The following is a 23,151-nucleotide window of genomic DNA, read 5'->3' as shown; positions in this document are numbered from 1 at the left end:
AACGAGTTAACAATGATGATTGGGCTAAGACTACTTCAAGGGCCAGTAAGCCAGTTTTCCACTGCGCAACCGTTCGATTTCATCTAGGCTGATTCTTACAGTCTCGATAACCGTCTTATGCCGTGAATAAGAAACGAGAAGGTGTCCGTCTTTTTCCAATACGTGCGGATATTGCAATGTGCCGGATGTGTGGTCGGTATCGAAAGGCCCTCCTTCGGGTGTGACCGGTATCGGCAGACGAGCCATCCGGGTAAATGTGATGCCATCGTCGGATACCGAAAGACAGAGTGGATTTCTCCCCAAAGGACTCGCGTTGGTAATCGGGTTGGCATTGGAGACAAGGATATAAAATCCACGGGAAGTTCTCATTCCAAAGAATTTGGAAGTTGCATCCGGGAAATTTGTTTTTTCGGGCTTGGACCAACTGCGGCCCATATCGGTGGAAATAGCGCGATGTAATCGCATGGAGTTGCTGTTGTCGCGATAAACGCCCATCAATCGCCCATCTGGAAGTTCCCACCAGTCCGGTTCTTCCGCCTGGAAATTACTGCCTTCCAACTTGTAATTAACCGCAGGCACCACCTCCCAATCGGATGGAGATTCGAGACCACCAAACAACACGGAAACAGAACGCTTGTGATCTCTGCGCATCATCAACCATTTTCCATCGCCCACTTTTTCGGGAGGGAAATTACTCAGGGTGTCGGGAAAGATGACGATGGGCTCCTTCCAGGCAGCATTTGCCGAATCCCATTCAAAACCCAGCAATTTTAAATCGGACGACCAGGGCGTGTTGTGCCTGGGCAATTTCCCATCGAGGGTGGCAAGGGCGATTAGCTTACCATCACGCTGCCAAAATCCCCGGGAAATGTAGCGCTCCCCTTTCCCGGCAGGTAGAGGAGCTATGAAATCATCCTGACTCCAATGCAGGCCATCGGCACTGGTGGCATAGCGCACATGCTGGGAAGGTTTATCTTCCACAACCGGGCCATGGCTCCACATGCACCAGTACTTGCCGTCATAAAATGCCAGGTAGCTATGCAAACGAAACAACCAGGGTGCCTCGCCTTTGTTGACCAATCCATGCTGCCCAGATAACACCGGTAATGTCTTAAAATCTATTTTCTCTGTCGCTGTGCCAACACCTGGTAAATCCAGCATGGGAGGCAACAAAGCTGTTCCGCTTGAACAGCCCAATGAAAGCAAAAGGATCAGAGCAGGCAATCGGCCGAACTTTCTGTAGCAGTTAAGGCTCATTGCATGCCTCCGGACACAACGAATGACTGGAAAAGGAAACCGGGGTCAGTTATGAACAGCATAATTTTGGGCTTCGGAATCAAGATCATACACGTTGTGGTTAGGAGTTAAAACCTCTGGGTTATCGGGAAGACTTCCTGAGACGAATCTAAAGTAGCACTACCTTTTTAAGGCCTTTCCATCTTTAATAAACGGTTCTGCAAAATACTGAGGCCATTCACCTGCTTTGTTTCGAATCGCTTCGGGAGCGTATTGGGCCAAATAAACACGTCGTTGTTGACCGGTTAAATTCGCCCCACTTCGGTGAAAAACCAAACTGGAGAACACCGCTATGCTTCCAGCCGACGCGATGATAGGATCACCTGGATCGTCACCGTGATAGCCAATACGATCATTAGTCTGGGGATCACGCACATGGTCAACGAGCTCACGCTTTCCAAACCGACTCGCCGGCAGGATATAGACTGTCCCATTGGTTTCGTTGACATCGTCGAGCGTGCACCAGCAGGTGATACACTCCGTGTGATCACCGATGCGCGCCTTCACATAAGCCCCATCTTGGTGCCAGGAAAAGCTCATGCCAGTTTCCCCACATTTGATTACAAACTGATCGCTATGAAAGTAGGCGGTATCTCCGAAAGTGGCTCGGCAGATGTCAGCCATCAGATCACTAAAAATAAACTCACCTAGTTCCGGATGATCGGCATAGGTCTGCCCAACAAAGTACCGTTTTCCACGGTGATTGATGCCGAGTGTATCTGTACCTTCTCGATCCATCTGCGCTTCCATCTGCTGAACCGCTTTGGACGCAGTGGTCCGCAGTAAATTGAGATGCGCTTCCGAAAGAACCGATTCCAGGACAAAAAAGCCCTCCTTCCGATACTGATCGCGATGAGACTGTGAAATAGGGATATCCACGCTAATTTGCCGGCGTTCCATTGGTTACGTCTTGTTCCCAGGACAGGTAAGCTTTTTCCATTTGCCCAACCAAGTTTGGATTCGCTAGGGCAAGATTCACCTGCTCACCCGGATCTCCGGATAGGTTGAACAGGTATGTTTCGCCTTCTTCGACGACATATTTCCAATTACCCTCGCGCACCGCTCTGGCATGGCTATCGGTGTAAGAATTGTTGAACCTCCAAAAAATAGTTCTCGGTGGAAGCGAAACCTGGTCGAAAAGGACAGGGCTGATATCAATTCCGTCAAATGCCTGTTTCTCTGAATCCGGAGTTCCGGCCAGCGACACAAAGGTGGGTGCCAAATCCATGGTCGTTGTGATCTCTTCGCTCACGGATCCTTTTGGAATCTTTCCCGGCCAATTAAAAATGCCGGGCACCCTGTGACCACCTTCGAACAGATCCCCTTTCTGCCCGCGGTAGATACCATTGCTTCCCACCCAGGAATAGGCGCCGTTGTCCGAGGTGACCACGATCAGAGTACGTTCGCGCAAACCCAGCTCGTCTATCTTTTCAACAATAGCGCCCACACTGCTATCAACGGATTCTAACATATCTTTGTAGGCTCGCTTATAATTCTCCGGCGGCAACGGTCCGTATTTGCTATCAGGCTGAACCTGTCCTGTAACGCGCTCGTTGCCATGCCAGAGTTTTCCCTCTTTGCGGAAGGGAGGATCTGTAGGTCCTTGAAAAGGGAAATGCACCGCTGGATGCGACACAAAGAGGAAAAATGGTTCCTCTTTATGTGCTTCGATGAATTCATTTGAATGACGCGTGACCAAATCCGTTATGTAGCCTGGTTCCGGATGAAGTTCGTGATCCTTATACCAATCCACCTCGCCGTTTCTTGAAACGTGGGAATGGTAGTCCGGGCTGTTGTTTGAACAATAACTGAGGCCGAACCCCTGGTCATTGGGGCCGAAGTTATCCACATGACCCAAATGCCATTTCCCGACCACACCGCAAGCGTATCCATGCTCTGAAAGTATTTCAGCAATGGTAACCTTGCTGAGTGGAACTCCCTCATCTTTTACAAACCCGATAGCCGATTCGATACCGCTTCGCTGTTGGTATTGACCCGTCATCAAGGCCGCCCTCGTGGGACTGCAAACCGGCCCATTGGTGTGAAAGTCGGTAAACCGAATGCCTTCTTCCGCCAGTTGATCGATATGGGGTGTCTTGTGGAGCTTACTTCCATAACTGCCAAGGTCACCGTACCCGAGATCATCAATCACGATTAAAACGAAGTTTGGCTTGGCAGCCATGCTCTTCACATCACCGGCAGGTGGCTTGCAACCCATTAGCCCCAGAAGCAATCCAACCAGCATAAGGGCGACCCACTGAAATGACTTGCCGGGAGGAAATAGGATAATCATGGCGTATGCGGTTTTAGTTTCGCAGGAGTTTTTCGATTTCGGCCAAGGAAATGCTAACCACTTCAACGGTTTGTTTTTTACGGGAGAAAGCTATCAATAACTCTCCTTTATGTTCAATCACATGAGGATACTGAAGCGATTCGTAAGTGGTCGAACTGTAACTGGAATCGGTTTCCCATTCGACGCCCTCTATATGATCCGGAATGGGCAAAATGCCCAGTGCCGTGAATACAAGGCCATCCTCGGAGACGGATAAGCACAAGGGATTGCGCCGCTCGGGATTGGCGTTGTTTACCATGACGTACTGACCCGTGCTGATCCGGAGGACATTGAACTTGCTGGTGGCGTCGGGAAAGTTCGTGCGAACCGGAGCGGTCCAACTGTTGCCATCGTCAACTGAGAACGATCGAAGTAACCGACCGGACCTGGCATTGTCCCTGGCAAGAGCAACCAGGTGTCCATCAGGAAGTTCATACCAGAAAGGTTCTTCGGGTTGCAGACCATCCTCCCGATCCTTGATCGAATAGGGAACGACCCGCCAATCACTGATCGAGTGTTGCCCGCCTACCAGGAAAGAGATGGACCGGCTGGAAGTTCTTCGAGTCATCATCCAATCTCCTGTTTTCAACTTCTTCGGGGGGAAGTTGTTAATGGTATCATCAAAAACGATTCCTTCAAAATCCCACCGGCCTTCATTCGCATTCCACAGGTAGGATCGCAAATCCAGGCTTTCCCCAAAGAAGTGGGTGTGCCCATCTTTAAGCGCCTCATCATGACTGGCCAATGCCCGCAAGTTCCCATCTCCCCGAAGCCAAAAGCCTCGCGCGATATGCCGGAATCCCGGCTGGTCTGATGATCCCACTAAAATGTCTGGCTCGGTCCATGCAATTCCGTCCTTACTGGTGGCAAATCGGATATGTTGAGTTGGCTTGTCTTCCACAATAGGCCCATGGCTCCACATGCACCAGTAGCGATCCGCAAAATAAACCAGGTAAGTATGCAGGCGGTAGTGCCAGACCTTGTCTCCACGGGAAACAACGGCGTGCTTTCCGGTCAATTGAGGCAGTTGCGAGTAATCGATGTTTTCAGTTTCGAGGCCAACATCCGGAAGGCTCAACATAAGGGCAGAGTTGGGATTGCTGGCAGGATGCGGATAATTGGGGTCCTTCTTGCCACAAGAAATACTTAGAAACAAAAGCCCTAATAGTGCGGAGTAAAAGAAAGTAGATTTTAAACAGGTCATGGGGAATGTTGAACCTTCGTTGGATAATTTAACATTTTGCTGCGGGCAGGGAAGGTACGGGGATACCGGCTTTTTCCAATTCCGAGAGGATTTCTTCTAATCGGATTTCAGCGAGGCGTTTACTTTCGGCACTTAACCCCAAATAGGGAGGCGCCATGGTTTCGCCACAGATTCCGAAGCGCGAAAGAAGAAATTTAACCACCCGGATACAGAGGTTTTCAAATTGGCTAAGCGCGTACAGCTGAGAGCCGATATTTAATACGATGCGACTCAATTCCTCCACACGCTCCTTTTGCCCCTCAACCGCTGCCTGGTAAAGAGAGGTATATAAATGCGGAAAAAGATTGGAACCGCCATGCACGCCTCCGTCTGCGCCTACCCCAATGGCTTCGACCAGATACTCTTCCGGTCCCATATACAGAGAGATTCCATCGAGCTCTTTTGTCGCCTGCCTGACTTTTTTGAAATAGGCCAGGTCGCCGGAGCTGTCTTTGACGCCTACAATTCGGGGAAGTTTGCTGGCCTCAACTATGGTTTCGGGCTCAATCACCGTCTTGGTTAAAGACGGAATGTTATAGAGATAACAGGGCAATTCGGAGACGGAAGATAAAGTCTTGAAGTGTCCGAGAAGTTCGTCCTGAGAGGATGAAAAATAAGGTGGCGGCGTCATCACCAACGCATCCACGCCCATCTCTTGAGAGAAGTGACTCAATCGAACACTCGTGTCATAGACGGTATCGGTTACGCCCACCAGGACTGGCACCTTTCCAGAAACGAATTGCTTGGCCGCTTTTATAATTTCGAATCTCTGGGACAAATTCAGGCATGGCCCTTCCCCAGTGGTCCCCAACACAAAAACCCCGTCAACTCCACCATCAACCACATGATTCACCAGTTTCTCGAAAGCCGGAAAATCAACGATCCCGTTTGAATCCAACGGAGTAAGTAAAGGCGTGATTATTCCACGAATGGGATCTTTAAACAGATTGTGACTCATGGTGCTGATGGCGTTGTTTTTTCTTTTGGTGTATCATTCAATTTATCCGAAATTCGAAAATGATTGGCTGTTTCATGCCTCCATGGAAACTACTCCGGTATGAAGAATTTTATTTCGCATTTCAACCAGCTCAGGGTCCGTCATCTGCTCAATGGATCCATGCCAGAATGCGATTTTTTCACGGTTCCAGGAGTAGGCTAAGGCGATGCCTCTTCCGGTGGAAATAATAGCTGGGTAAGAAAACTCACCTTCAGCAGATTCGAGATCCAGACGATGCGCCCAGGTTTCTCCATTATCAAATGAAGCAACCAGGCTAAGCGGTGTCCTTTGGTCCCAATTGCCTGATATGGGGTTCGATGCCAGAACCAGTGTACCGTCCTGCAACTTCACTACATCCAGCCCGCTATTATTATTGGGTAAATCGGTCCGATAAAGGGGCGCCCAAGTCTTACCTCTATCCAGGGAATCACTGCGATATACCTTTCCATAGCTGGATCGAACCAACATGTGAACAGTTCCAGGTGCTGATTCCCAAAGCGTGGGTTGAATAAAACCCTCGCCGGGTAAACTGACCGGGTCGATTTCTTCAGGAGGTTGTGAGGGAATCGCTGACTGCAGAGCGTTTTTATCAGTGCAAGAGAGAAGCGGTGAATGGACCCATGTCATTCCTCCATTGTGACTGCGATCCACGAAGACCGACCAGGTCTTCTCATCTTCAATCGAATTGGGAGCAAGACAGGTTCCGTCGGCCAAAATGATCGGCTTGTTCTTCACCGGCCCCGGACTGTTGAGATTTTCCTTACTGTCCAACGCTTCTGGAGCGCTCCATGAAGCTCCTTCGTCCGTAGAAATAATTCGCCAGGTTTTCCAATCACGTGGACTCACACCAGTCTTGAAGTAAAGATGCACGCAGCTATCGGGTGCTTGGAATAATACTGGATTCCAGTGAGGCTGATCATTGACTTTGGCCACAAGACGGGGCTCGGACCAGGCGCACTGGTAACGTTCTGAAAGCCAAATGCCGACATCCGAATGACCTTCTCCAGATCCGGCAAACCATGCGGTGAGGAATCGGTTGTTCTTCAACAACAATAAGGTGGGAGCATGGCACTTTTCAAACACCTGGGGTTTTCTGAAAATATATTCATGGGTCAAAAGACTCTGACGCAGGTAGTCGCCATAACTTGATAAGTCGAGAGACTGACCCCCACTCTCAATCCGTTGGTGCAATTCCGCAAAATCCAATTGGTTCAGATCGCAGGATCGTTCGACACACAATTTCGCTGCGTGCCCCGAACCAAAACCCATCTGGGCCACGGTTGCCATAACCCTGAAGGAGCTCAGTGCAAGTTGATCGCCCGACGCGGCTCTTCCTGTAACAAGCAAATTCCTCGATCCTTTGGGAACCATGCAGGACAACGGAATATGATAGGGTTCAACCATGGCGGTGATTCCTGTACCGGCGCGTTGCATTTTATCCGGCCAATGATAGTCGAAATGGTAAGTCCCTACCGCAACTGCATCCGGGAAGACGGTTCCACGGCTCACTTCGTCTTCAGTGAGAACATGCTCTCCCACAATGCGCTTTTCTTCACGTATGCCGATGCTCCGGGAAACGGATGCCAACACATGGCGGTCCAGCTTAACACCTCCATAACCTTTGGTCTGCAAGAAGTAAATGAGGCTCATCATGTGACGACGGGCATGCATTTCAGCCTTGGATCGGCTAAATCCATCCGCCGCATCAAATCCAACCACCTTCATTTTCACCTCCACCTTACCAGTAGGAAAAACATGCAGAGAAGTCATCGGAATTTCCTCTTCATTCTCCCATACGACGGAATCCGCAGAAAGAAAGGGCTCAACCATTTTCCCAGTATCCCACATTGTGAAATAAAGGCTCATGGGTAACTGCTTATTCGCCCCTTCATGAACAACGGGGAATCCAGAAAGCGTAGCCACTCGACATTGCCCGGACGCATCTACTACAAATCCGCAAGTAAATTCCATAATACCCCCGGCCGTGGAAAGAGTAAGACGATCGACTTTGCCATCAGCCACCCAGGCGTTGATCACTCTGGAATGAAGGAGGATGTCGATACCCTTTTCTAAGACAATCTCTTGAAGAAAAAAAGCACACCACTCCAAGTCATATTCGCGCCTATCCGCAGTAGGGTTATACTTACTTATCAAACCATGTTTTCCCAAGCGGTTTATCAATTCGGCAAATTCATGGTTCACTCGTTCCGAATCTCCGCAAAAACCCGCTACCCCCCCGACTGTTCCCTGGCCACCCAGCACATTGCTTGGTTCAATAATTAACACGCGGTTATCAGAAGTCTTCGCCGCAAGGGCAGCCATGATTCCAGCCATTCCAGCTCCGACTACTACTATATCATACCTGTCTTCCATGAGCGATTGTTCAGATTGAGGTGTATTTGGCATCATAGAATGGCTGCTTACAAATTTGCAATAGAATCAATTGTTACACAAGCAACGTTACCAGTGGGAGTAGTAAATAAACTCGCAATTATCCGCCAGTAATTGGCCTATAGGGAGTACATCGGATTAGGCGACCGGCTCTGGTTTTAAAGGAAGGATCAGCAACATTCTTAAAACCGATAAGATAAACTCAGACGCCAATTTCGTTCCCAATTAGCTCCAACACCTGTCCACCAAGTGCTCGGCAGAAGGTCGACGTTATCCTCCAGATTATCTATTCGCAGACGAACCGTCCATTTGTCCATTGCGTAGCCGAAGACCACACCGAGCTTATCGCCCGATGGGATGGAGAAGTTCGATGCACGATTAAGGACACTGTCCCCCCAATAATTATACATACCTGCTATTGAGAATCCATCCAGAGGACCATCAGCAAACTCATACCTTACCATCGTTGCTAAGGTGGAATCCGGCACCCCCCAAAGCGGTAATCCATCTGAGGAAATCGTGGAATCCACGTCGGAATAGGAAAAGAGAATATTCCATTGGGGTGCCGGGTTGATTGCGACATCCATTTCAAAACCCTTGGTAGACTGACTTCCGGCTGGCGCGTTGTAGGATGTGTCACTTACTCCTGTAACGCTGCCATCTTCGTCACGGATACCCACAAGTACATTGTCCTCCACTGTATCGAAATAGGCCAATGTGGCGACCACACGGCTATTGAAGTAATTAAATTTCAACCCCAGTTCATCGGTCCCAACGGTGCGATTGGGAAACCGTTGCCCAAATGTAGCCAAACGCCGATCAATGGCAAACACGGGGACGAAGGTTTCCGCATTGTTGTAGAAAAAAGAGATCTGGCTGTCATCGTTCTGCAAGAGCTTGTAGACGAGACCGTAGTTTGTGGTGTTTGTGTTATCCTTTTCTGTTACCGGGGCGCGTACGTTGTTATTTACAGTGCTTTTGGAGAACGATTCGTCTTCATCATAACGAACACCCGCAGACAGGATGAGTCTATCATCGAATACATACATCCTATCAATAACAGCGGCATTCCACAAATCGCGCTCGCTATCATTTGAATTGGTGATGAAGACATCATAGTACTCCAACGCAATTTCCCTCAAGTCCCCCAGGCCGGCTGGAACATTCGGCCAGATTTCAACAATACCTTGCCCCGGAATTCCGGTATCAAAGTTGAATTGCTGACGAATGTCGGCAGGTAAGGTGCCCACATTGTTGATACGGATATCCTGACCCTCGCCTTTACTATCCACGCTTTGCAATTGGGAATAAAAAAGGAGCTTGTGTTTGGTGGGGCCAATATCGAAGGAAAGATTCAAGTCGGCGGCAAAAACCGACCAGTCGGTTTCAGTCGGCCCACCGGCATTGTAGCGCAATCCCTGACGACCAAAGCGGGAAAGATTGTTATTAATTTGCCCAAACATGGTAGGATCTCTTCCCACACTGGGGCGGCCATCGGGAATCCGATTTCCATTCTTGTCGATAAACACGGTATTTCCATTGGCTCGCGTCCTGTTCCCCGTATCCTCACGATGTCCAGACCGGGCAACAAAGCGAAAGTCGGCTAAGACCTCGCCCATATCGAAACTTTTGGTTAAGCCAGCCTCATAGGTCTGATACTCGTTAAATTGAAGGTTTTGCACCGCTACGCTGGCACTTCCGGCAAAATCCTTAATGGCTGCGCCTTTACCATCAGGCGTGCCAAACATGAATACGGTATTGGCAACTCGACTGGAAGTATCATCGACGAAGATCCCCGAAACCCACAGGTTCAATCCGTTTTCAAATTGGTAGGAAAAGCTTGGATTAATGAAATAAGATTCAGGTTTATTCGTTTCGGAAGCCAAGCCGACGGCACCATCGGTATTGGTAAAGGCGGCGGATACCCGATAACCAAGGCGGCCATTATCTTTTTCGATCACGTTTGAATGATCCACGCTGGCCCGCCATGAATTAAAGGAACCAAACATCACATCCGCCTTCGTCATGGAAACAGGCAAAGGACGCTTACTAACGATATTAACTACCCCGCCTTGATTGTGCTGCCCGAACTGAACACCGGCAGGTCCTTTCACGATTTCCACACGTTGTAAGAGTGAATAATCGAAACCGCCATTGTTCGTGTAATTGAAATCTGGAATTCCATCCCTCAAAGCACCGGTGGTTGTGTAACCTCTAAGCGAAATCGACTTGGTTTCCTGCAGTCCTCCCCCGGCATTTCCCGCAGTTACGCCACTTATGAAATTGAACGTGTCTCCCAGCGTCACCGCTGCCGTGTCTTCAATCAGCTTTTCATTGATGGTCACAACAGATCCCGCAATATCCGTGATTGGAACAGCAATACGGGAGGCAGATGAAGATGAGGTTGTAGAATATCCCAACACATCTTTGTCAGAGACGGTGAATGGATCCAGATCCACAATTTCATTTTCATCACTCTGAGAAAATGCGGAGTGAGCAAGCCCGGATAGGGCGACAAACAGTATCGAAAGCAATACGATTCGATGAAACAGGGTATTGTAGTTTTTCATTTTGATAAGAATTAGAATAGGTCTTTTGGAGTAACGAGTTAGAAACTGATGATCCTGAATGCTTCATAATCCACTGCTCGTTTGTATTTAAATAACCTCATTGAAGTTATCAAAGATTTCTGAGCCGGGTAAAAAGCAGAGTTAAAGTTACATGCAGTTTTCCTTGAAAAGGTAGGCAGTAAAAAAAGTATCCAGCAGTGAAATTTGTAACACGCAGGCTATTTTTATTTAAAACAGGGGAAATGAAATAGTCTTGAATTGAGTTTATGCCCTATCAATAACCCATCCCATGCAGAGTAAAACGGATCACCTGGCGTTGATCAAAAGCGCTTTAAGCCCATTCTTGAAACCGAATCGACTGGGATCCTGTTATCAAATCTTCGAAGGCAAGAAGCCCAGCAACGAATCGACCGCTTATACGGAAGGCCGGGCCTGTCGACTTATTCTGGGACTTTCCGGGAAAGGTAAGTTCCTCACTATCGAGGGTGGAAGAGAATCTACTTTCGAAATCAGTCGCGGCAACAGCATTTTCCTGGCTTCCAGTACCTGGATTAGCTGTATCCCGGAAGTCACATACAAATCTTTGGGTATTATTTTTGGTCAATCTTTTCTTCGATTAACCATCACACAACGAACCGTAAAAAACGGAGAAGTGAATCTCAAATACCTCGCCAAGTGGCAAAGCAATCGAGTCCTTCATATCCGGGAAGATCACGTACTCCAGTTGCTGCAACAACCCAATCCCTCGAGCCTGGGTGAACGCTATGTAAGCAACTTGTTGGAAATCATCTTGTATCTCACCTGGGACGCCTTGCTGGCAAGCGAAGCGCATCAACCGGCCCAGGCGCAAGGACTGTGGCAAGCGATTCGCGAGTACATCATGGAGCACTGGTCGGAATCCACCCTTTCGCGTGAACAGTTGGCCGACCACTTCCACGTCCACCCCAATCACATATCCCGTATCTTCAAAACTTACGGAAAGACTAAATACATTTCCTTTCTCAATGAAGTGAGACTATCAAGAAGTATGGAACTCCTGGATTCATCCAGTTATAACATAACCGATATAGCTGCGCTCTGCGGCTATACCGATCTTCAATACTATATCAAGTGCTTCCGCGAACGCTATGGAGCAACGCCGGGAGAGTATCGTAGATTACAAAATAATTAAAGGAGGCTTGCCGACTTTTTCAAGGACCTCCTAAAAGAACGCGTTTACGCCCGCCAAGGACGACGATTCTTTCAACCAATTTTCAAACCACTGACTTCCACCTGCCTTCCAGAAATGTGTTTAGTATCTCATCATACTCCGGGTCCTCTTCGTATGGCACTATTTTCTGTCCACTGATCAACCATCTCAGATTCCTTTCCAATCCTTCCCGCAACGAAATTTCGCAACGGAATTTCAGATCTTCACGCGCCCGTAAATTGTCATAAATTCCGGGATACTGAAAGCTTCGTTCGCATTGGGCTGATCGCTGGGGATTTATCTCGGTTAGAACGTGGGTAGGAATGTAGATAATATGCAGTTCCGGGATTTTGAGACACTCAGCGATAACCTCGTAATACTGCCTCCAGGTGATCCACTCATCACTCGTTACGTTGTAAACTTCACCGTAACTTTTCTCATTATTACACGCTGACACAAATCCCCGCGCGACATCGCTCGCGTGGCACGCTGACCACAACCCGTAACCGTCGCCATGAACGCAAATCGGTTTCCCTTTCATCATCCGATCTAAAAAACTGCTGTTGCTCCCCAATGAATGCAGAATCATGCCAATATCTCCATAAGTGTGGCCTGGTCGCAAAACCGTCGCATTGTAGTCACCGCGTTGGTGTGCGACGAAATGAATGGCCTCGCACTGAGCTTTGTCCAAGCCGTTTTTAAACTTGGCACCGAGGGGTTCATCTTCATTGACCGGATAGCGTGCGGCCGGCTTCGGATAAACATTGGTTGTGCTGCAAAATATCAACTGCGTGGCAACGCCTCGAGCGGCCCGGTGCATGCTATCCGCGTCAGCAGGATCCGAACAATGGATGTCAATGATGCAATCCCAAGGGCCGTATTTCCGAACTGCCTCTTCAAAACGTGCGTGATCCGTTCTATCACCCCGGATAGTTTTTGGCTCGCTGACTAATCGCGACTTCGTTTCACCCCGGTTATAAACGGTGAGATCGACCTCGCCTGCAAGAAGCTGGTTGCTTATCTCAGTGCTGACGAGGCCGGTGCCACCTATTATTAGTACCTTCATTTATCCTCTATGCAAACATGGTGGAATACCTTCGATTATAACACATGATCCTGTACTTTGGTTAGACTAACTCAAAATAATAAGAGAGTAAATTTGTAACCAGAAAGCAAAATAGTGAAATCGATAATCGAGTAATCGCCATAGGCTCCCGTTGAAACAACTCACAATAATCCAGGGCAGCCTGTCGCCCGGTTACAAATTTCACGTTCCATATAAAACAAATATCTGCTAATTGAATCTAAAGACAACTCCACAATTTCAACCTGGAATTTGTGAACACTCATTGAATGAATATTGCGATCAGACCCCTGGATATTACCGCCGTAGCGATCTACTTGATCTGCATGGTGGTGATGGGGATATTTTTTAGTCGACGCAACGACACGACCGAAAAGTACTTCGTAGGCAACCGTGCGTTCTCGGGCTGGGTTATTGGACTATCCATGTTGGGAACCATCGTGAGCTCCGCCACATTTCTGGCACTGCCCGCTGCGGCCTATGTATTGGATTGGCGGCAACTGACCATTAACCTCATGCTGCCGTTCGTGGCTATTCTGGCCATTGTGATTTTCATTCCGTTTTTCAGACGAGGCAAACTCACGTCTGCTTTTGAGTATCTGGGGGAGAGGTACGGGACGGCCCCGCGTCTTTACGGAACCTTCAGCTTCATTGTGCTGCAACTGATACGGATGGCCCAGATTCTTTTTCTTGTTTCACTACCGATTCAATTCCTGACCGGGGCACCCATCGAATGGGTGATCATTGGCGCCGGCCTATTTATAGCATTTTATACGATTGCCGGCGGTATTGAAGCAGTCATCTGGACGGATGTTATACAAGCCGTCATTCTCATGGTCGGAGGATTGGTCTGCTTTATCCTGATTGCATTCGACTTACCAGGAGGATTTGGTCAGATCATCGAAGTGGGTCAGGCCAATAACAAATTTAGTCTCGGCAGTTTCGATTGGAATCTGTACGAACGGACCTTCTGGACCGTGGCCATCTTGGGTATCATCAACTGGCTCATGATCTACAGTGGCGATCAAAACATTGTGCAACGCTATGCTTCAGCCAGGTCCATGCGCGAGGCGCGAAAGGCAACCGCAATCTATTCCGCCATCGCACTTCCCATGTGGATCATGTTCTTCTTTGTGGGCACTTCCCTCTTTGTCTATTACTCCACCTTCCCGGATCAAACGGTGGCAGCCCTCGAGGCCGACCAGGTCCTGCCCTATTTCATTCTCACCAAAGTTCCGGCAGGCGTAGCCGGGATTGTAATCGCAGCCGTATTGGCCGCGGCCATGAGTAGTCTCGACTCCGGAATCAATGCCATCTCAACGGTCTCAGTTATTGATTTGATGAAGCCTCATCTAGCAAAAAAACGAGACGATCGTTATTATCTGGTCGCAGCCCGGCTCATCGCTGGGGTCGTCACCACACTTGTGATTTTGGGCGCTATCATCTTCAGCAAAATTGAGAAGGAAAGTATGAATGACGTGAGCCTCATTGTAACGAGCATTTTCGGAGGCTGCCTCATGGGATTGTTTATTCTGGGATTCTTTTCGAATCGAGTGGATGGAAGATCTGCTACAATTGCCATGTCCTTTGCCATCCTACTGAATATCTATATCGGACTAGGATTTTTGGGGCTGCTTCCCAAAGCACTCATTTTGAATATTCATACATACTGGGTAGCGGCACTTGTAAATGGAACCTTTATCGCTCTGGCCTACACAATAAGTAGGATCCGCAATGTAAGACCTGCCAATCTGGAATGTCTCACTGTTTGGAGTTCTAAAAAGTAACGGAACATTCAAAAGCGGTTTTTTAGTTTTCCCGTTTTACAGGCGTTGAGGATCGCTATCTAATTCAAGCCTTTCCAAAAATGCATACTCGAATAGCTTTCCTCTTTGTTCTGCTTCTGGCAGGATTTATTCCAACTTTTGGGGCAGAAAAACCCAACATCCTTTGGATTTCCACCGAGGATCACGGTCCGCATTTGGGTAGCTACGGAGATGAGTATGCGACCACACCGAACTTGGACGCCTTTGCGAAGCGTGCGTTTCGTTACACCAAAGCCAGCTCGAATGTTCCCGTCTGTGCACCGGCCAGGACAACGATCATTTCGGGCATGTATCCGCCATCAACCGGCAGTCATCATATGCGCTCGCGAGTTCCAGCTCCGGAATGGTTAAAGTTCTACCCAAACTACCTCCAAGAGGCAGGGTACTACACCAGCAACAATTCGAAGGAGGATTACAACCTTACCACGGACAACAAAGGTTGGGACGATTCGTCAAACACAGCCCACTGGAAAAACCGGCCCGACGGAAAGCCCTTTTTCTCGATCTTCAATTATACTAAGACGCATGAAAGCCAAATTCGAAACGACAACGAGAATCCGCATCACGACCCAGCCAAGGTGCCACTTCCACCCTACCATCCCGACACCATCGAAGTTCGCAAGGACTGGGCACAGTACTATGATCGACTGACCGAGGCGGACAATTTCTTTGCCGCAAGAATGAAGGAGCTGGAAGAGGCCGGAGTAGCGGACGACACCATCGTCTGGTACTGGGCCGATCACGGTTCGGGTATGCCGCGCAGCAAACGATATGCGGGCTGGAGTGGATTACATGTTCCGTTGATTGTTCATTTCCCCGACAAATGGAAACACCTGGCTCCCAAAGGATACGCGGAGGGGAAAACCACTGACCGTCTGGTTGGATTCATAGATTTTCCGGCCACCCTCTTATCACTCGCAGGAGTAACCATTCCAGATTACTACCACGGCCACGCATTCGGTGGAGAACAGCAAACTGAGGATCCCGATTATTCTTTCGGGTTTCGCGGTCGGATGGACGAACGCCCGGACTCGTCTCGTACCATTACGGACGGTCGTTATATTTATATCCGAAATCATTACACCCACATCCCCCACGGACAGTATGTGCTCTATCAGCAAAGGACGCCGACCACCGCAGTCTGGAATCAGATGTTCAAGGACGGACAACTCAATGAGGTTCAATCCCAATTCTGGCAACCACACCCACGGGAAGAACTCTTCGACCTGGATAACGATTACCACAGCATCCATAACCTGGCGAATTCGAAAGACCACCAGGCGATCAAACGAAAACTCAGCAAGGCGCTTGATCAACATCTGACCCGAACGGCCGATTTAGGATTTATTCCAGAGGCTTTAATCCAAAAGGAAGCAATAGCCGGAGAAGGCATTTCTCCAGTCGCGTCCGGTCGGGCCATGTTGAAAAATGCACCAGGTTTCGGTGTGTCGGTGTTGAAAGAAATTGATCTTGGTAAAGACTTTGCAGCCAAGCTCAAGCACTCGTATTCACCTGTTCGCTACTGGGCAATCATGCAAATGCTCGGATCGAAAAACACGGCGGTTTATGCGGAGCACGAACATTTGATTGTCGAGGCCTTGAGGGATCCGGAACCAATTGTTGCCGTAGCCGCCGCAGAATGTCTTGGCTCAATGACCACTAGAAAAACGCACAAGGAGAGGGCCTTAACAACCCTTCTTCAATACGCCGCCTTTCCCGGTAACGAATTGTTTTTAACGGTTCACGCCCTCAATGCATTGGAACACCTCAAAGATCAGGGAGTGAAGCTTCCGGACGAAGCTCGAAATTTGACGCAGAAACACGAAGACATCCCGGCAGTATTTGATTACTACCGACCGCAATTGATTGAGCGGTTTTAGAGTAGAGAGATTCTTTTCCTCCAATAAATCCAATGCACCCGAAGAATGACCTGGAAGTCATTCTTACCCTTATAAATTGGTAGACGGGAAAGTTAATGAAGAGCCCTGAAAGCAGCTTCCTGGAAGGCTTTGCGCACGGGCGAGTTATCCCCGTTGTTAAACCCGCGGCGCTGAATCATAAGGATGTATATCGTTTGGGTTACAGGATCCGCCCAGCTTTGTGTCCCATACGCTCCACCATGGCCGAAAGTACCCGGAGACAGCATCGCAGTTACTCCCTGAGGATCTTTGACCACTTGAAAGGCGAGTCCCCAGCTCATTCCATCGGTAAACCCTGTTTTGATTTCGCCTGTTTGCGTCCTTGTTAATTCCCGAACCGATACTTTCGACAATATACGCTGTCCGTTGTAGATGCCTCCGTTCAACATCATCTGGTAAAAGCGCCGAAGATCGTCTGCGGTAGAAAAAAGGCCGCCTCCCGGTTTAACCGTCCGCTTCGTATCCCACAGCTCACCCATCACAAAGTGGACCTTTACTTCGGTCAGCTCCCTAACTTCATCATTTTTCAAATAGGACTTGGCCAGGCGCTTGACCTGATTCTTTGAAGGAAAGAATGTGGTGTCCGTCATTCCCAGGGGATTAAGAATTCGCTCTTGCAGAAATTCTTCAAAACGCTGGCCGGAGACTACTTCAACAATGCGTCCTACGGTGTTGGTGCCTGCGGTGCTGTACTTCCAGCGACTCCCAGGTTCGAACTCCAGAGGTCTTTGAGACACCAGCGCCGTCAACTGAGCGAGGGAAGTATGTCCTCGCGGTTCGTCCGTGTTGGGCACACCCGCGGTGTGAGTCAGAATATCCAACACCGTAATCTTCCTGGCGGGTCGTTTTAAAGTCATCGTGTCATCGGACTTTTCACCGATCATCCATTGGTCTTTAAATTCCGGGAGATGTGTTTCGACGAGATCATCCACACTTAGCTTTCCTTCTTCGACCAACATCATTAAGGCTGCTCCAGCCATCGGCTTCGTCATGGAAGCAATCCAGAAAAGGTCATCCTTCCTCATGGCTCGTCCGGAATTTAGATCGGAGACCCCCATCGTTTCAAAACTGACTATTTCGCCTTTATGCGCGACCAAGGTCACGGCACCGGAAATTTCCCCGGCATCGATGAAAGGCTCAACTGCCGCACGCACTGCGGTGGAGACGTCGCCGGCAATCAACATGCTGGCGGAGAGAAAAACAAGTGAGGGTATAAGTAGATAGCGCATCAATTTTTAGCGTATTGGTTCCATGCTCTTTCGATTCGTTCTTTGTCGGGTTTACCATCGGTGACCAGGATCCGGTAATTCGATTCGTTCTTCACTCCGGGTTCTAAACTCCAGGGAAATTCCTGAATCGGCACCCAGTTGAAAAAGATGGCTCCATTATTACTCGTTTCCGGCCAGATTCGCTGGCGTTGCGGAGCGTCGTGGTTTTCTGGATGACCCATAATGATAATGGACGCATCGCCATAGTCGGTAGGTCCATACATCGCGCACCAACGGGCTCGGGTTTCGTGTCCGTTATTACGATCCATACCTTCTGAAGTAAGGTAATTACTGTTAGTCTTGTCCCAAGCGCCAGGTGCACGATAAGCGAGTGGTCCTCCGTAGCGGTAGGCTGGCAACTCAAGGGCGTGATCACTCACATTGGTTTGCCTGGTTTTATGATCAATCACATACGCGCCTTGCCGAACACTGACGAGAATCGAGAAATCTTCTTCCAGGATGACCTGCTCGGGATGGCCCTCATAAGCCAACGCAACATGATGCTGTCGGACGATGAAGCCCACGCGGTTTTTATTCTCAACCATCTTGAGAGTCTTCACGAAACGGATGGTGGCGGTTTCCTCCTTTAAATTCCAGAAGTCCAGATTTCGTCCGTTGTGAGACGTCTCCACCCAGGCATGCCAAAGACCCATGTGGTGAATATGGTCGTCCGGATGAATCCCGGTAACCACTCCTCCCAGCGGAGATTTGATTGGGTGGATAAATCCACTGCGCTCAAAAATCTTCGGCTGACCCTCAGGCGGAGGCATGATCGCCTTGTGGTAGGTCAGGACTGTTTTACCATCGCTTGTGATTTCAATGTGTGCATCCGTCTCAACGACATGGAGCTCCGCAAAGCCAAGGTGGTAGAGAATCAGAAAGAAGGAGAATAGTGCCAGGGGCTTTTTCATAAGCCTGGTTTATAGCCGATGAAGTGACCGAATGTAAATCACCAAGGACTCGACGTCCTCATCGGAAAGAATTCCTTGGTAAGGCGGCATACCGGCCTCAGCGCCATCGAATCCAGCCACCATCTTTGCAACCGGATCAAGGATGGATTCTCGAAGGTATTCTTCCATTGCCTCAACCTTACGGCCATCCGTCAAAGTTCGTTTACTTCTCCAGAGTCCTGCCCAGGTCGGTCCACTCTTCCCCTCGGTGGATCCATCCAAGGAGTGGCACCCGATGCATCCGTAGAGGGTCGCAACTTCGAGTCCTCGAGCCTCCGATACAACGGCCTTCTTAGTGCTAACATCCCGAGGAGTAGGTGCCGAGGCAAAGAGCTGCTGAAAGTTAGTGGAAGGAAAGCCCTCATCAACGAGAGAAACCCCGGACAATTCATGAATGGTAAAATACACCGAACTCCATTCTCCGGTCAAAAGATGTTGAACCTCCAATTGCATGGTTGTGGTCATGTTATCAATGGCGATAAACACTGACTTTTTATCCGCTGTCAAAAGAACCGAATGCACGTAACGAACATCAGCGCCGGTGGTTCCGTCCGCTTTGTAATGGGCTGAACCGTAGTCAGGTTTGCGAATGTATTCCCATGAGCTAACATTGAAACTGGCAGGATCAAGAGCAACCTGGGGATCGAGTTCATCGGCGAAACGAAGTAAGACACCCTCTTTAAAAACCTTGGCCTGGGTCGGATGTTCATCGGTGGATTTCAAAACGCGCAAGCGGCAGATTCCCTCCAGTCGCGGAGCAAAGCAGTCCCAGATTTGGAAACCAACCATATACGCCATTCCATCGGTAGGGCTAATCGCTCCTTTTAATAGCGGCACCTCGAAATCGAGACCCATTGCAACTCCGGCGGCTTGAATGATTTCCCCTTCTTCAGGAATGAAGATTTTTATGAGGCTGGGTCGTTTAAATTCGATATAAAGAATGGATTTATAGAGGGCACCCAATCGAGAGTCGCTACCCCATAGCGGATCAATTCCTGACTGGGCAACCCGGTGAGGCAGCCACAATGCGGGTGGCTGAATGGGAGTTTCCTTTGCAGGGCTCCCCGGTTGAAATCCCAAAAAGCTTCCTTCTCTGACAATGTGGAAAGGAGTGGTTGGCACCCAATTACCTTGTTGGTCGCTGGCAACGATCAGGTCATCCCGTTCAGGAATTGAATTCAAAAATCCATTACGGAAACCATAGGCCCAAAGATCGATCTGCTTTCCATCGGCAGAAACTTTTAGCACCCGTCCGCTGTGCGGCGAGTAGGCCGTCTCCTGCTGGCCGCCTTTATTGATGATCCAACTCCCGTCCTGCCGAAGCACCAGGCTCATGGGGAAGTCACGAGTATCGCCACTTTGAGTAAAGCGATTGCAGAACATCCGATAGAAATCGATTTCGCCGTCTCCATTCAGGTCTTCCAATTTGGTAATACCTAGTCGGCTAAACACAAAAATATCGTCGCCCCGAAGTTTAATGCAATTGGGCTCGTGGAACCCTGCGGCGATCTTGGTCCATCCGACTGCATCGTCATGGGATCCGAGCCCGGCCAAGCGGTACACATCTCCATCATAAGTAACCACGATCGCATCTCCATTCGGATAAAAATCGATGCTATAGGGTCGAACACGACGCTCCCAGGGATTGGGGTAAGGAATCCGCAAATGATCCACCGCATAAGAACCTTGTGCTTTCCCCGGTTCCATCTCCGTAGTGATGGAGTCAGGCCAATGCTTGGTGAATTTACTTGTGCTGAAATCAAAAGGAGCGAAGCGAGGATAGCCTTCATCTTTCTGCTTCACCGGATAGCTAACCATCATGAGTTCCTTGGAAACACCCTCACCAGAACTTTCGGTGAGGCTGGGCCCATCCGACTTTGTCCCCTTGTCATCAACCACCAAACTGACCGTTTCTTTAACACCTTCCAAAAGCAGCGTGCGAACAACAACAAATTCATTGCCAACATTTTCGACGCGGAAATGTTCACTTACCTCCCCTCCAAATAGCGAATAATGAAGCAACGCTGAATCGCCTAAATCTTCCACCCCGATCCACTCCCCATACTCAGGTGGAAGAGGACCCCTCCCGAGCTCGTTCTCATCTATCCAGCGAGAGCGCGGATCTTCAAATCGCTCTTCTCCTTTCTTAAACCAACCGGGGTATAAACCCGTGGATGCGATCATCTTCCCGATCGGTTTGGGAAGTTTCTTTTGCCCCCCGCCCATCTTGCGCAACGGAACCTCGTAAGATAAAATAGCCAAGCCATCCAAAGTCACAAAATCGCCCTGCCATATCGCGGCCACGCGTAGAAGTTCGGTATCGAAACACACATAAATATCGTCTTCCAATGGAAGAATGACTGCGCGAGGAACCAGATTATCCTTGTTTCCTGCCGGAGCAATTCCGCGTAAATCCACCGTTGCCTCAAGAAACGGAAAGTCCTTGTCGAGAAACTCGGTATAGAGCGGTTTGTCGTCGCGTAGATGGTAGGTCTCGCCATCAAGAAAGACAGGTAACAGAAGGCAGATTAAAAAAAATCTCATGTAGATTTTAGTCACGCTTCGGCACTCTTTTGCCAAAGATCTCTAAGTACCTTCAGATCTTTCTCTAATGCCTTATAAACCTGCTTTTTAGAGATAGTGATCTCACGATCGCCGTGGTTCGCACCGCCCAGGTCGTATTCGGCGTGCATGGAAACAGTTGGATGAACGCCCAGTTTGCGAAGCAATTTGAAATAGCTGACAAAGTCCACCATACCTTCTCCCAACGGTGTATTCAGAACAGAATACTTCCCGGTCTTCGGACTGACTGCCCAGATGAAGTCCTTGATTACAATGGTCGATAGGTAATCTTTGAGCCATTCAACACCCATAGGCCAAGCCCTACCCCCTTCGACAGTGGCATGACGAATGTCGAACTGACATCCCGACCATCGAGGATCCAGACCATCCAGAAGATAGACAATGTCGGGAATATAGGATCCCACATGTGCACCTGAATGATTTTGGTAGGCACCATGTAAGCCCAAATTCTCATTGAACTCCGCCAAGGCTTCCATGTCCTTGCGATGACCATCCAGGTTTTCCTTCCAGGACTTCCCAGCTGCAAAATCATAATAAGCCATCCGATAGTATTTGATTCCTTGATCGGCAGCCGTCTTCAGGACCTGAACATTCAAAGGGTCGGAGGCATTGTTGATCCCCGAGGCCATCATCACTGAAAGTAAGCCTTTATCGCTGATCGCCTCTACCGCCTTGGGCAAGTCGCGCTCAACGTGTTCGGGTTCCACGTGGCCTCCAGGGCGAACTGATAGTTCAATACCATCAAAGCCGAGCTTGTTTACCACGCTTGCCATTTCAGGATAATCCAGAAACTGAAGGTGCTTTGAAAAGATATGCACAGACAAGGGCCTGGTCCAGGTGGGACGTTTTCTGTCCGCTGCAGACACCTTTTTAGAGCCAAAGCTCAAGGATAAAGCAGCCAGTTTTGCAAAATTTCTTCGATCCATAGGGTAAATTTTTAGAAACTATAGGTTCCTTTTGTGTTCCGTGTAAATAATGGAAACGGTCCATTTCCTTCACAAATAGAAGGGGCCGGAGAAACTAGCGTTCAAGCAGGTGCTTGAAATAGGCATGGTAACCTCGAAAAATATTGCTTTCATCAACCAGGCCTTCCTTTTGAAAAATGCGATGCACTTCCGGTAAATGCGTGAATGCAACCCCGGGATAATAGTGATGGTAGATGTGGTAATTGAAATGAAGCCGTGGGAACAATAATCGCTCCCACCAGAAAGGGATTATCGTTGCGGTTGATTCTTCGATTTTACCGCTTGCAATATCGTACTTGTGTTCACAAATCGCGCTGAACCGAACAATAGCCGGTAACACTATCAACAAGGGAATTATCCAGAGTACTAACAGTTCTTTCCAGAAACCAAACCAGATTGATACCCCGACAATAACGGTATAATAAAATAACCTAAGCACAACGGGTCTCCATTTTTCGGGGCAATCTCACCATGTCCGCTTATTGACATGATCGTATAGGCCTGCAGAGCCTCCATCCTCTGCACAACGAATTGAGGA

16 protein-coding genes are annotated in these 23,151 nt (G+C 48.9%); 3 read left to right on the top strand and 13 right to left on the bottom strand.

The genetic code is table 11. The features are described from left to right. Nucleotides 1-30 precede the first annotated feature (30 nt). The 7 genes from O3C43_13125 to O3C43_13095 all read right to left on the bottom strand — a co-directional run bounded on the left by O3C43_13125 (nucleotide 31) and on the right by O3C43_13095 (nucleotide 10,829). On the bottom strand, nucleotides 31-1,257 hold the full coding sequence (locus O3C43_13125; GenBank protein MDA1067435.1) for a sialidase family protein: 1,227 nt from the start codon (nucleotides 1,255-1,257) through the stop codon (nucleotides 31-33). A gap of 159 nt (nucleotides 1,258-1,416) precedes the next feature. Further along, nucleotides 1,417-2,196, bottom strand: a complete 780-nt coding sequence (locus O3C43_13120) for a phytanoyl-CoA dioxygenase family protein (protein ID MDA1067434.1) — start codon at nucleotides 2,194-2,196, stop codon at nucleotides 1,417-1,419. Further along, nucleotides 2,177-3,589: a sulfatase gene (locus O3C43_13115; protein ID MDA1067433.1), complete on the bottom strand. Its 1,413-nt coding sequence runs from the start codon at nucleotides 3,587-3,589 to the stop codon at nucleotides 2,177-2,179. Before O3C43_13115 ends, O3C43_13120 begins: the two co-directional genes overlap by 20 nt. Before the next feature lie 13 nt (nucleotides 3,590-3,602). Further along, nucleotides 3,603-4,832 carry an exo-alpha-sialidase gene (locus O3C43_13110; GenBank protein MDA1067432.1) on the bottom strand — a complete coding sequence of 410 codons (1,230 nt, stop codon included), beginning with the start codon at nucleotides 4,830-4,832 and terminating at the stop codon, nucleotides 3,603-3,605. A 28-nt stretch (nucleotides 4,833-4,860) separates the two neighbouring features. Continuing rightward, nucleotides 4,861-5,829 carry a dihydrodipicolinate synthase family protein gene (locus O3C43_13105; GenBank protein MDA1067431.1) on the bottom strand — a complete coding sequence of 323 codons (969 nt, stop codon included), beginning with the start codon at nucleotides 5,827-5,829 and terminating at the stop codon, nucleotides 4,861-4,863. 72 nt (nucleotides 5,830-5,901) lie between these two features. Further along, a complete protein-coding gene (locus O3C43_13100) occupies nucleotides 5,902-8,277 on the bottom strand; it encodes an FAD-dependent oxidoreductase (protein ID MDA1067430.1) in 2,376 nt (791 codons plus the stop codon). A gap of 164 nt (nucleotides 8,278-8,441) precedes the next feature. Then, a complete protein-coding gene (locus O3C43_13095) occupies nucleotides 8,442-10,829 on the bottom strand; it encodes a TonB-dependent receptor (GenBank protein ID MDA1067429.1) in 2,388 nt (795 codons plus the stop codon). A gap of 289 nt (nucleotides 10,830-11,118) precedes the next feature. Here O3C43_13095 and O3C43_13090 point away from each other — a divergent pair, with 289 nt between their 5' ends. After that, complete coding sequence (locus O3C43_13090) at nucleotides 11,119-12,000, top strand: helix-turn-helix transcriptional regulator (protein ID MDA1067428.1); 882 nt, start codon at nucleotides 11,119-11,121, stop codon at nucleotides 11,998-12,000. A gap of 82 nt (nucleotides 12,001-12,082) precedes the next feature. On the opposite strand, the gene O3C43_13085 is transcribed toward O3C43_13090, so the two are convergent. Further along, nucleotides 12,083-13,084, bottom strand: a complete 1,002-nt coding sequence (locus tag O3C43_13085) for an NAD-dependent epimerase/dehydratase family protein (protein ID MDA1067427.1) — start codon at nucleotides 13,082-13,084, stop codon at nucleotides 12,083-12,085. A gap of 287 nt (nucleotides 13,085-13,371) precedes the next feature. Here O3C43_13085 and O3C43_13080 point away from each other — a divergent pair, with 287 nt between their 5' ends. Both O3C43_13080 and O3C43_13075 read left to right on the top strand, forming a co-directional pair. Then, nucleotides 13,372-14,889 carry a sodium/solute symporter gene (locus O3C43_13080; protein ID MDA1067426.1) on the top strand — a complete coding sequence of 506 codons (1,518 nt, stop codon included), beginning with the start codon at nucleotides 13,372-13,374 and terminating at the stop codon, nucleotides 14,887-14,889. 80 nt (nucleotides 14,890-14,969) lie between these two features. Continuing rightward, on the top strand, nucleotides 14,970-16,808 hold the full coding sequence (locus O3C43_13075; protein MDA1067425.1) for a sulfatase-like hydrolase/transferase: 1,839 nt from the start codon (nucleotides 14,970-14,972) through the stop codon (nucleotides 16,806-16,808). Nucleotides 16,809-16,900: 92 nt separating this feature from the next. Here the strand turns inward: O3C43_13075 and O3C43_13070 are convergent, their stop codons facing one another. The 5 genes from O3C43_13070 to O3C43_13050 all read right to left on the bottom strand — a co-directional run bounded on the left by O3C43_13070 (nucleotide 16,901) and on the right by O3C43_13050 (nucleotide 23,052). After that, a complete protein-coding gene (locus tag O3C43_13070) occupies nucleotides 16,901-18,076 on the bottom strand; it encodes a serine hydrolase (GenBank protein MDA1067424.1) in 1,176 nt (391 codons plus the stop codon). After that, nucleotides 18,076-19,026: a PmoA family protein gene (locus O3C43_13065; GenBank protein ID MDA1067423.1), complete on the bottom strand. Its 951-nt coding sequence runs from the start codon at nucleotides 19,024-19,026 to the stop codon at nucleotides 18,076-18,078. The genes O3C43_13070 and O3C43_13065 overlap by 1 nt, the downstream gene beginning before the upstream one ends. Nucleotides 19,027-19,035: 9 nt before the next feature. Beyond that, a complete protein-coding gene (locus O3C43_13060; protein ID MDA1067422.1) occupies nucleotides 19,036-21,609 on the bottom strand; it encodes a cytochrome c in 2,574 nt (857 codons plus the stop codon). Nucleotides 21,610-21,620: 11 nt separating this feature from the next. Beyond that, nucleotides 21,621-22,574: a TIM barrel protein gene (locus tag O3C43_13055; protein ID MDA1067421.1), complete on the bottom strand. Its 954-nt coding sequence runs from the start codon at nucleotides 22,572-22,574 to the stop codon at nucleotides 21,621-21,623. Between the two features lie 94 nt (nucleotides 22,575-22,668). After that, entirely contained in the window at nucleotides 22,669-23,052 is a 384-nt protein-coding gene (locus O3C43_13050) for a fatty acid desaturase (protein ID MDA1067420.1), read from the bottom strand. Between the last annotated feature and the right edge of the window lie 99 nt (nucleotides 23,053-23,151).

Source organism: Verrucomicrobiota bacterium (assembly GCA_027622555.1).
Classification (GTDB): domain Bacteria; phylum Verrucomicrobiota; class Verrucomicrobiia; order Opitutales; family UBA2995; genus UBA2995.
This window is presented reverse-complemented; position numbering and strand designations above follow the sequence as displayed.

Excerpts from the sequence above, each read along its gene's own strand:
- O3C43_13125 (MDA1067435.1), bottom strand. The coding sequence starts at position 1,257 with ATGAGCCTTAACTGCTACAGAAAGTTCGGCCGATTGCCTGCTCTGATC.
- O3C43_13120 (MDA1067434.1), bottom strand. The coding sequence starts at position 2,196 with ATGGAACGCCGGCAAATTAGCGTGGATATCCCTATTTCACAGTCTCAT.
- O3C43_13115 (MDA1067433.1), bottom strand. The coding sequence starts at position 3,589 with ATGATTATCCTATTTCCTCCCGGCAAGTCATTTCAGTGGGTCGCCCTT.
- O3C43_13110 (MDA1067432.1), bottom strand. The coding sequence starts at position 4,832 with ATGACCTGTTTAAAATCTACTTTCTTTTACTCCGCACTATTAGGGCTT.
- O3C43_13105 (MDA1067431.1), bottom strand. The coding sequence starts at position 5,829 with ATGAGTCACAATCTGTTTAAAGATCCCATTCGTGGAATAATCACGCCT.
- O3C43_13100 (MDA1067430.1), bottom strand. The coding sequence starts at position 8,277 with ATGATGCCAAATACACCTCAATCTGAACAATCGCTCATGGAAGACAGG.
- O3C43_13095 (MDA1067429.1), bottom strand. The coding sequence starts at position 10,829 with ATGAAAAACTACAATACCCTGTTTCATCGAATCGTATTGCTTTCGATA.
- O3C43_13090 (MDA1067428.1), top strand. The coding sequence starts at position 11,119 with ATGCAGAGTAAAACGGATCACCTGGCGTTGATCAAAAGCGCTTTAAGC.
- O3C43_13085 (MDA1067427.1), bottom strand. The coding sequence starts at position 13,084 with ATGAAGGTACTAATAATAGGTGGCACCGGCCTCGTCAGCACTGAGATA.
- O3C43_13080 (MDA1067426.1), top strand. The coding sequence starts at position 13,372 with ATGAATATTGCGATCAGACCCCTGGATATTACCGCCGTAGCGATCTAC.
- O3C43_13075 (MDA1067425.1), top strand. The coding sequence starts at position 14,970 with ATGCATACTCGAATAGCTTTCCTCTTTGTTCTGCTTCTGGCAGGATTT.
- O3C43_13070 (MDA1067424.1), bottom strand. The coding sequence starts at position 18,076 with ATGCGCTATCTACTTATACCCTCACTTGTTTTTCTCTCCGCCAGCATG.
- O3C43_13065 (MDA1067423.1), bottom strand. The coding sequence starts at position 19,026 with ATGAAAAAGCCCCTGGCACTATTCTCCTTCTTTCTGATTCTCTACCAC.
- O3C43_13060 (MDA1067422.1), bottom strand. The coding sequence starts at position 21,609 with ATGAGATTTTTTTTAATCTGCCTTCTGTTACCTGTCTTTCTTGATGGC.
- O3C43_13055 (MDA1067421.1), bottom strand. The coding sequence starts at position 22,574 with ATGGATCGAAGAAATTTTGCAAAACTGGCTGCTTTATCCTTGAGCTTT.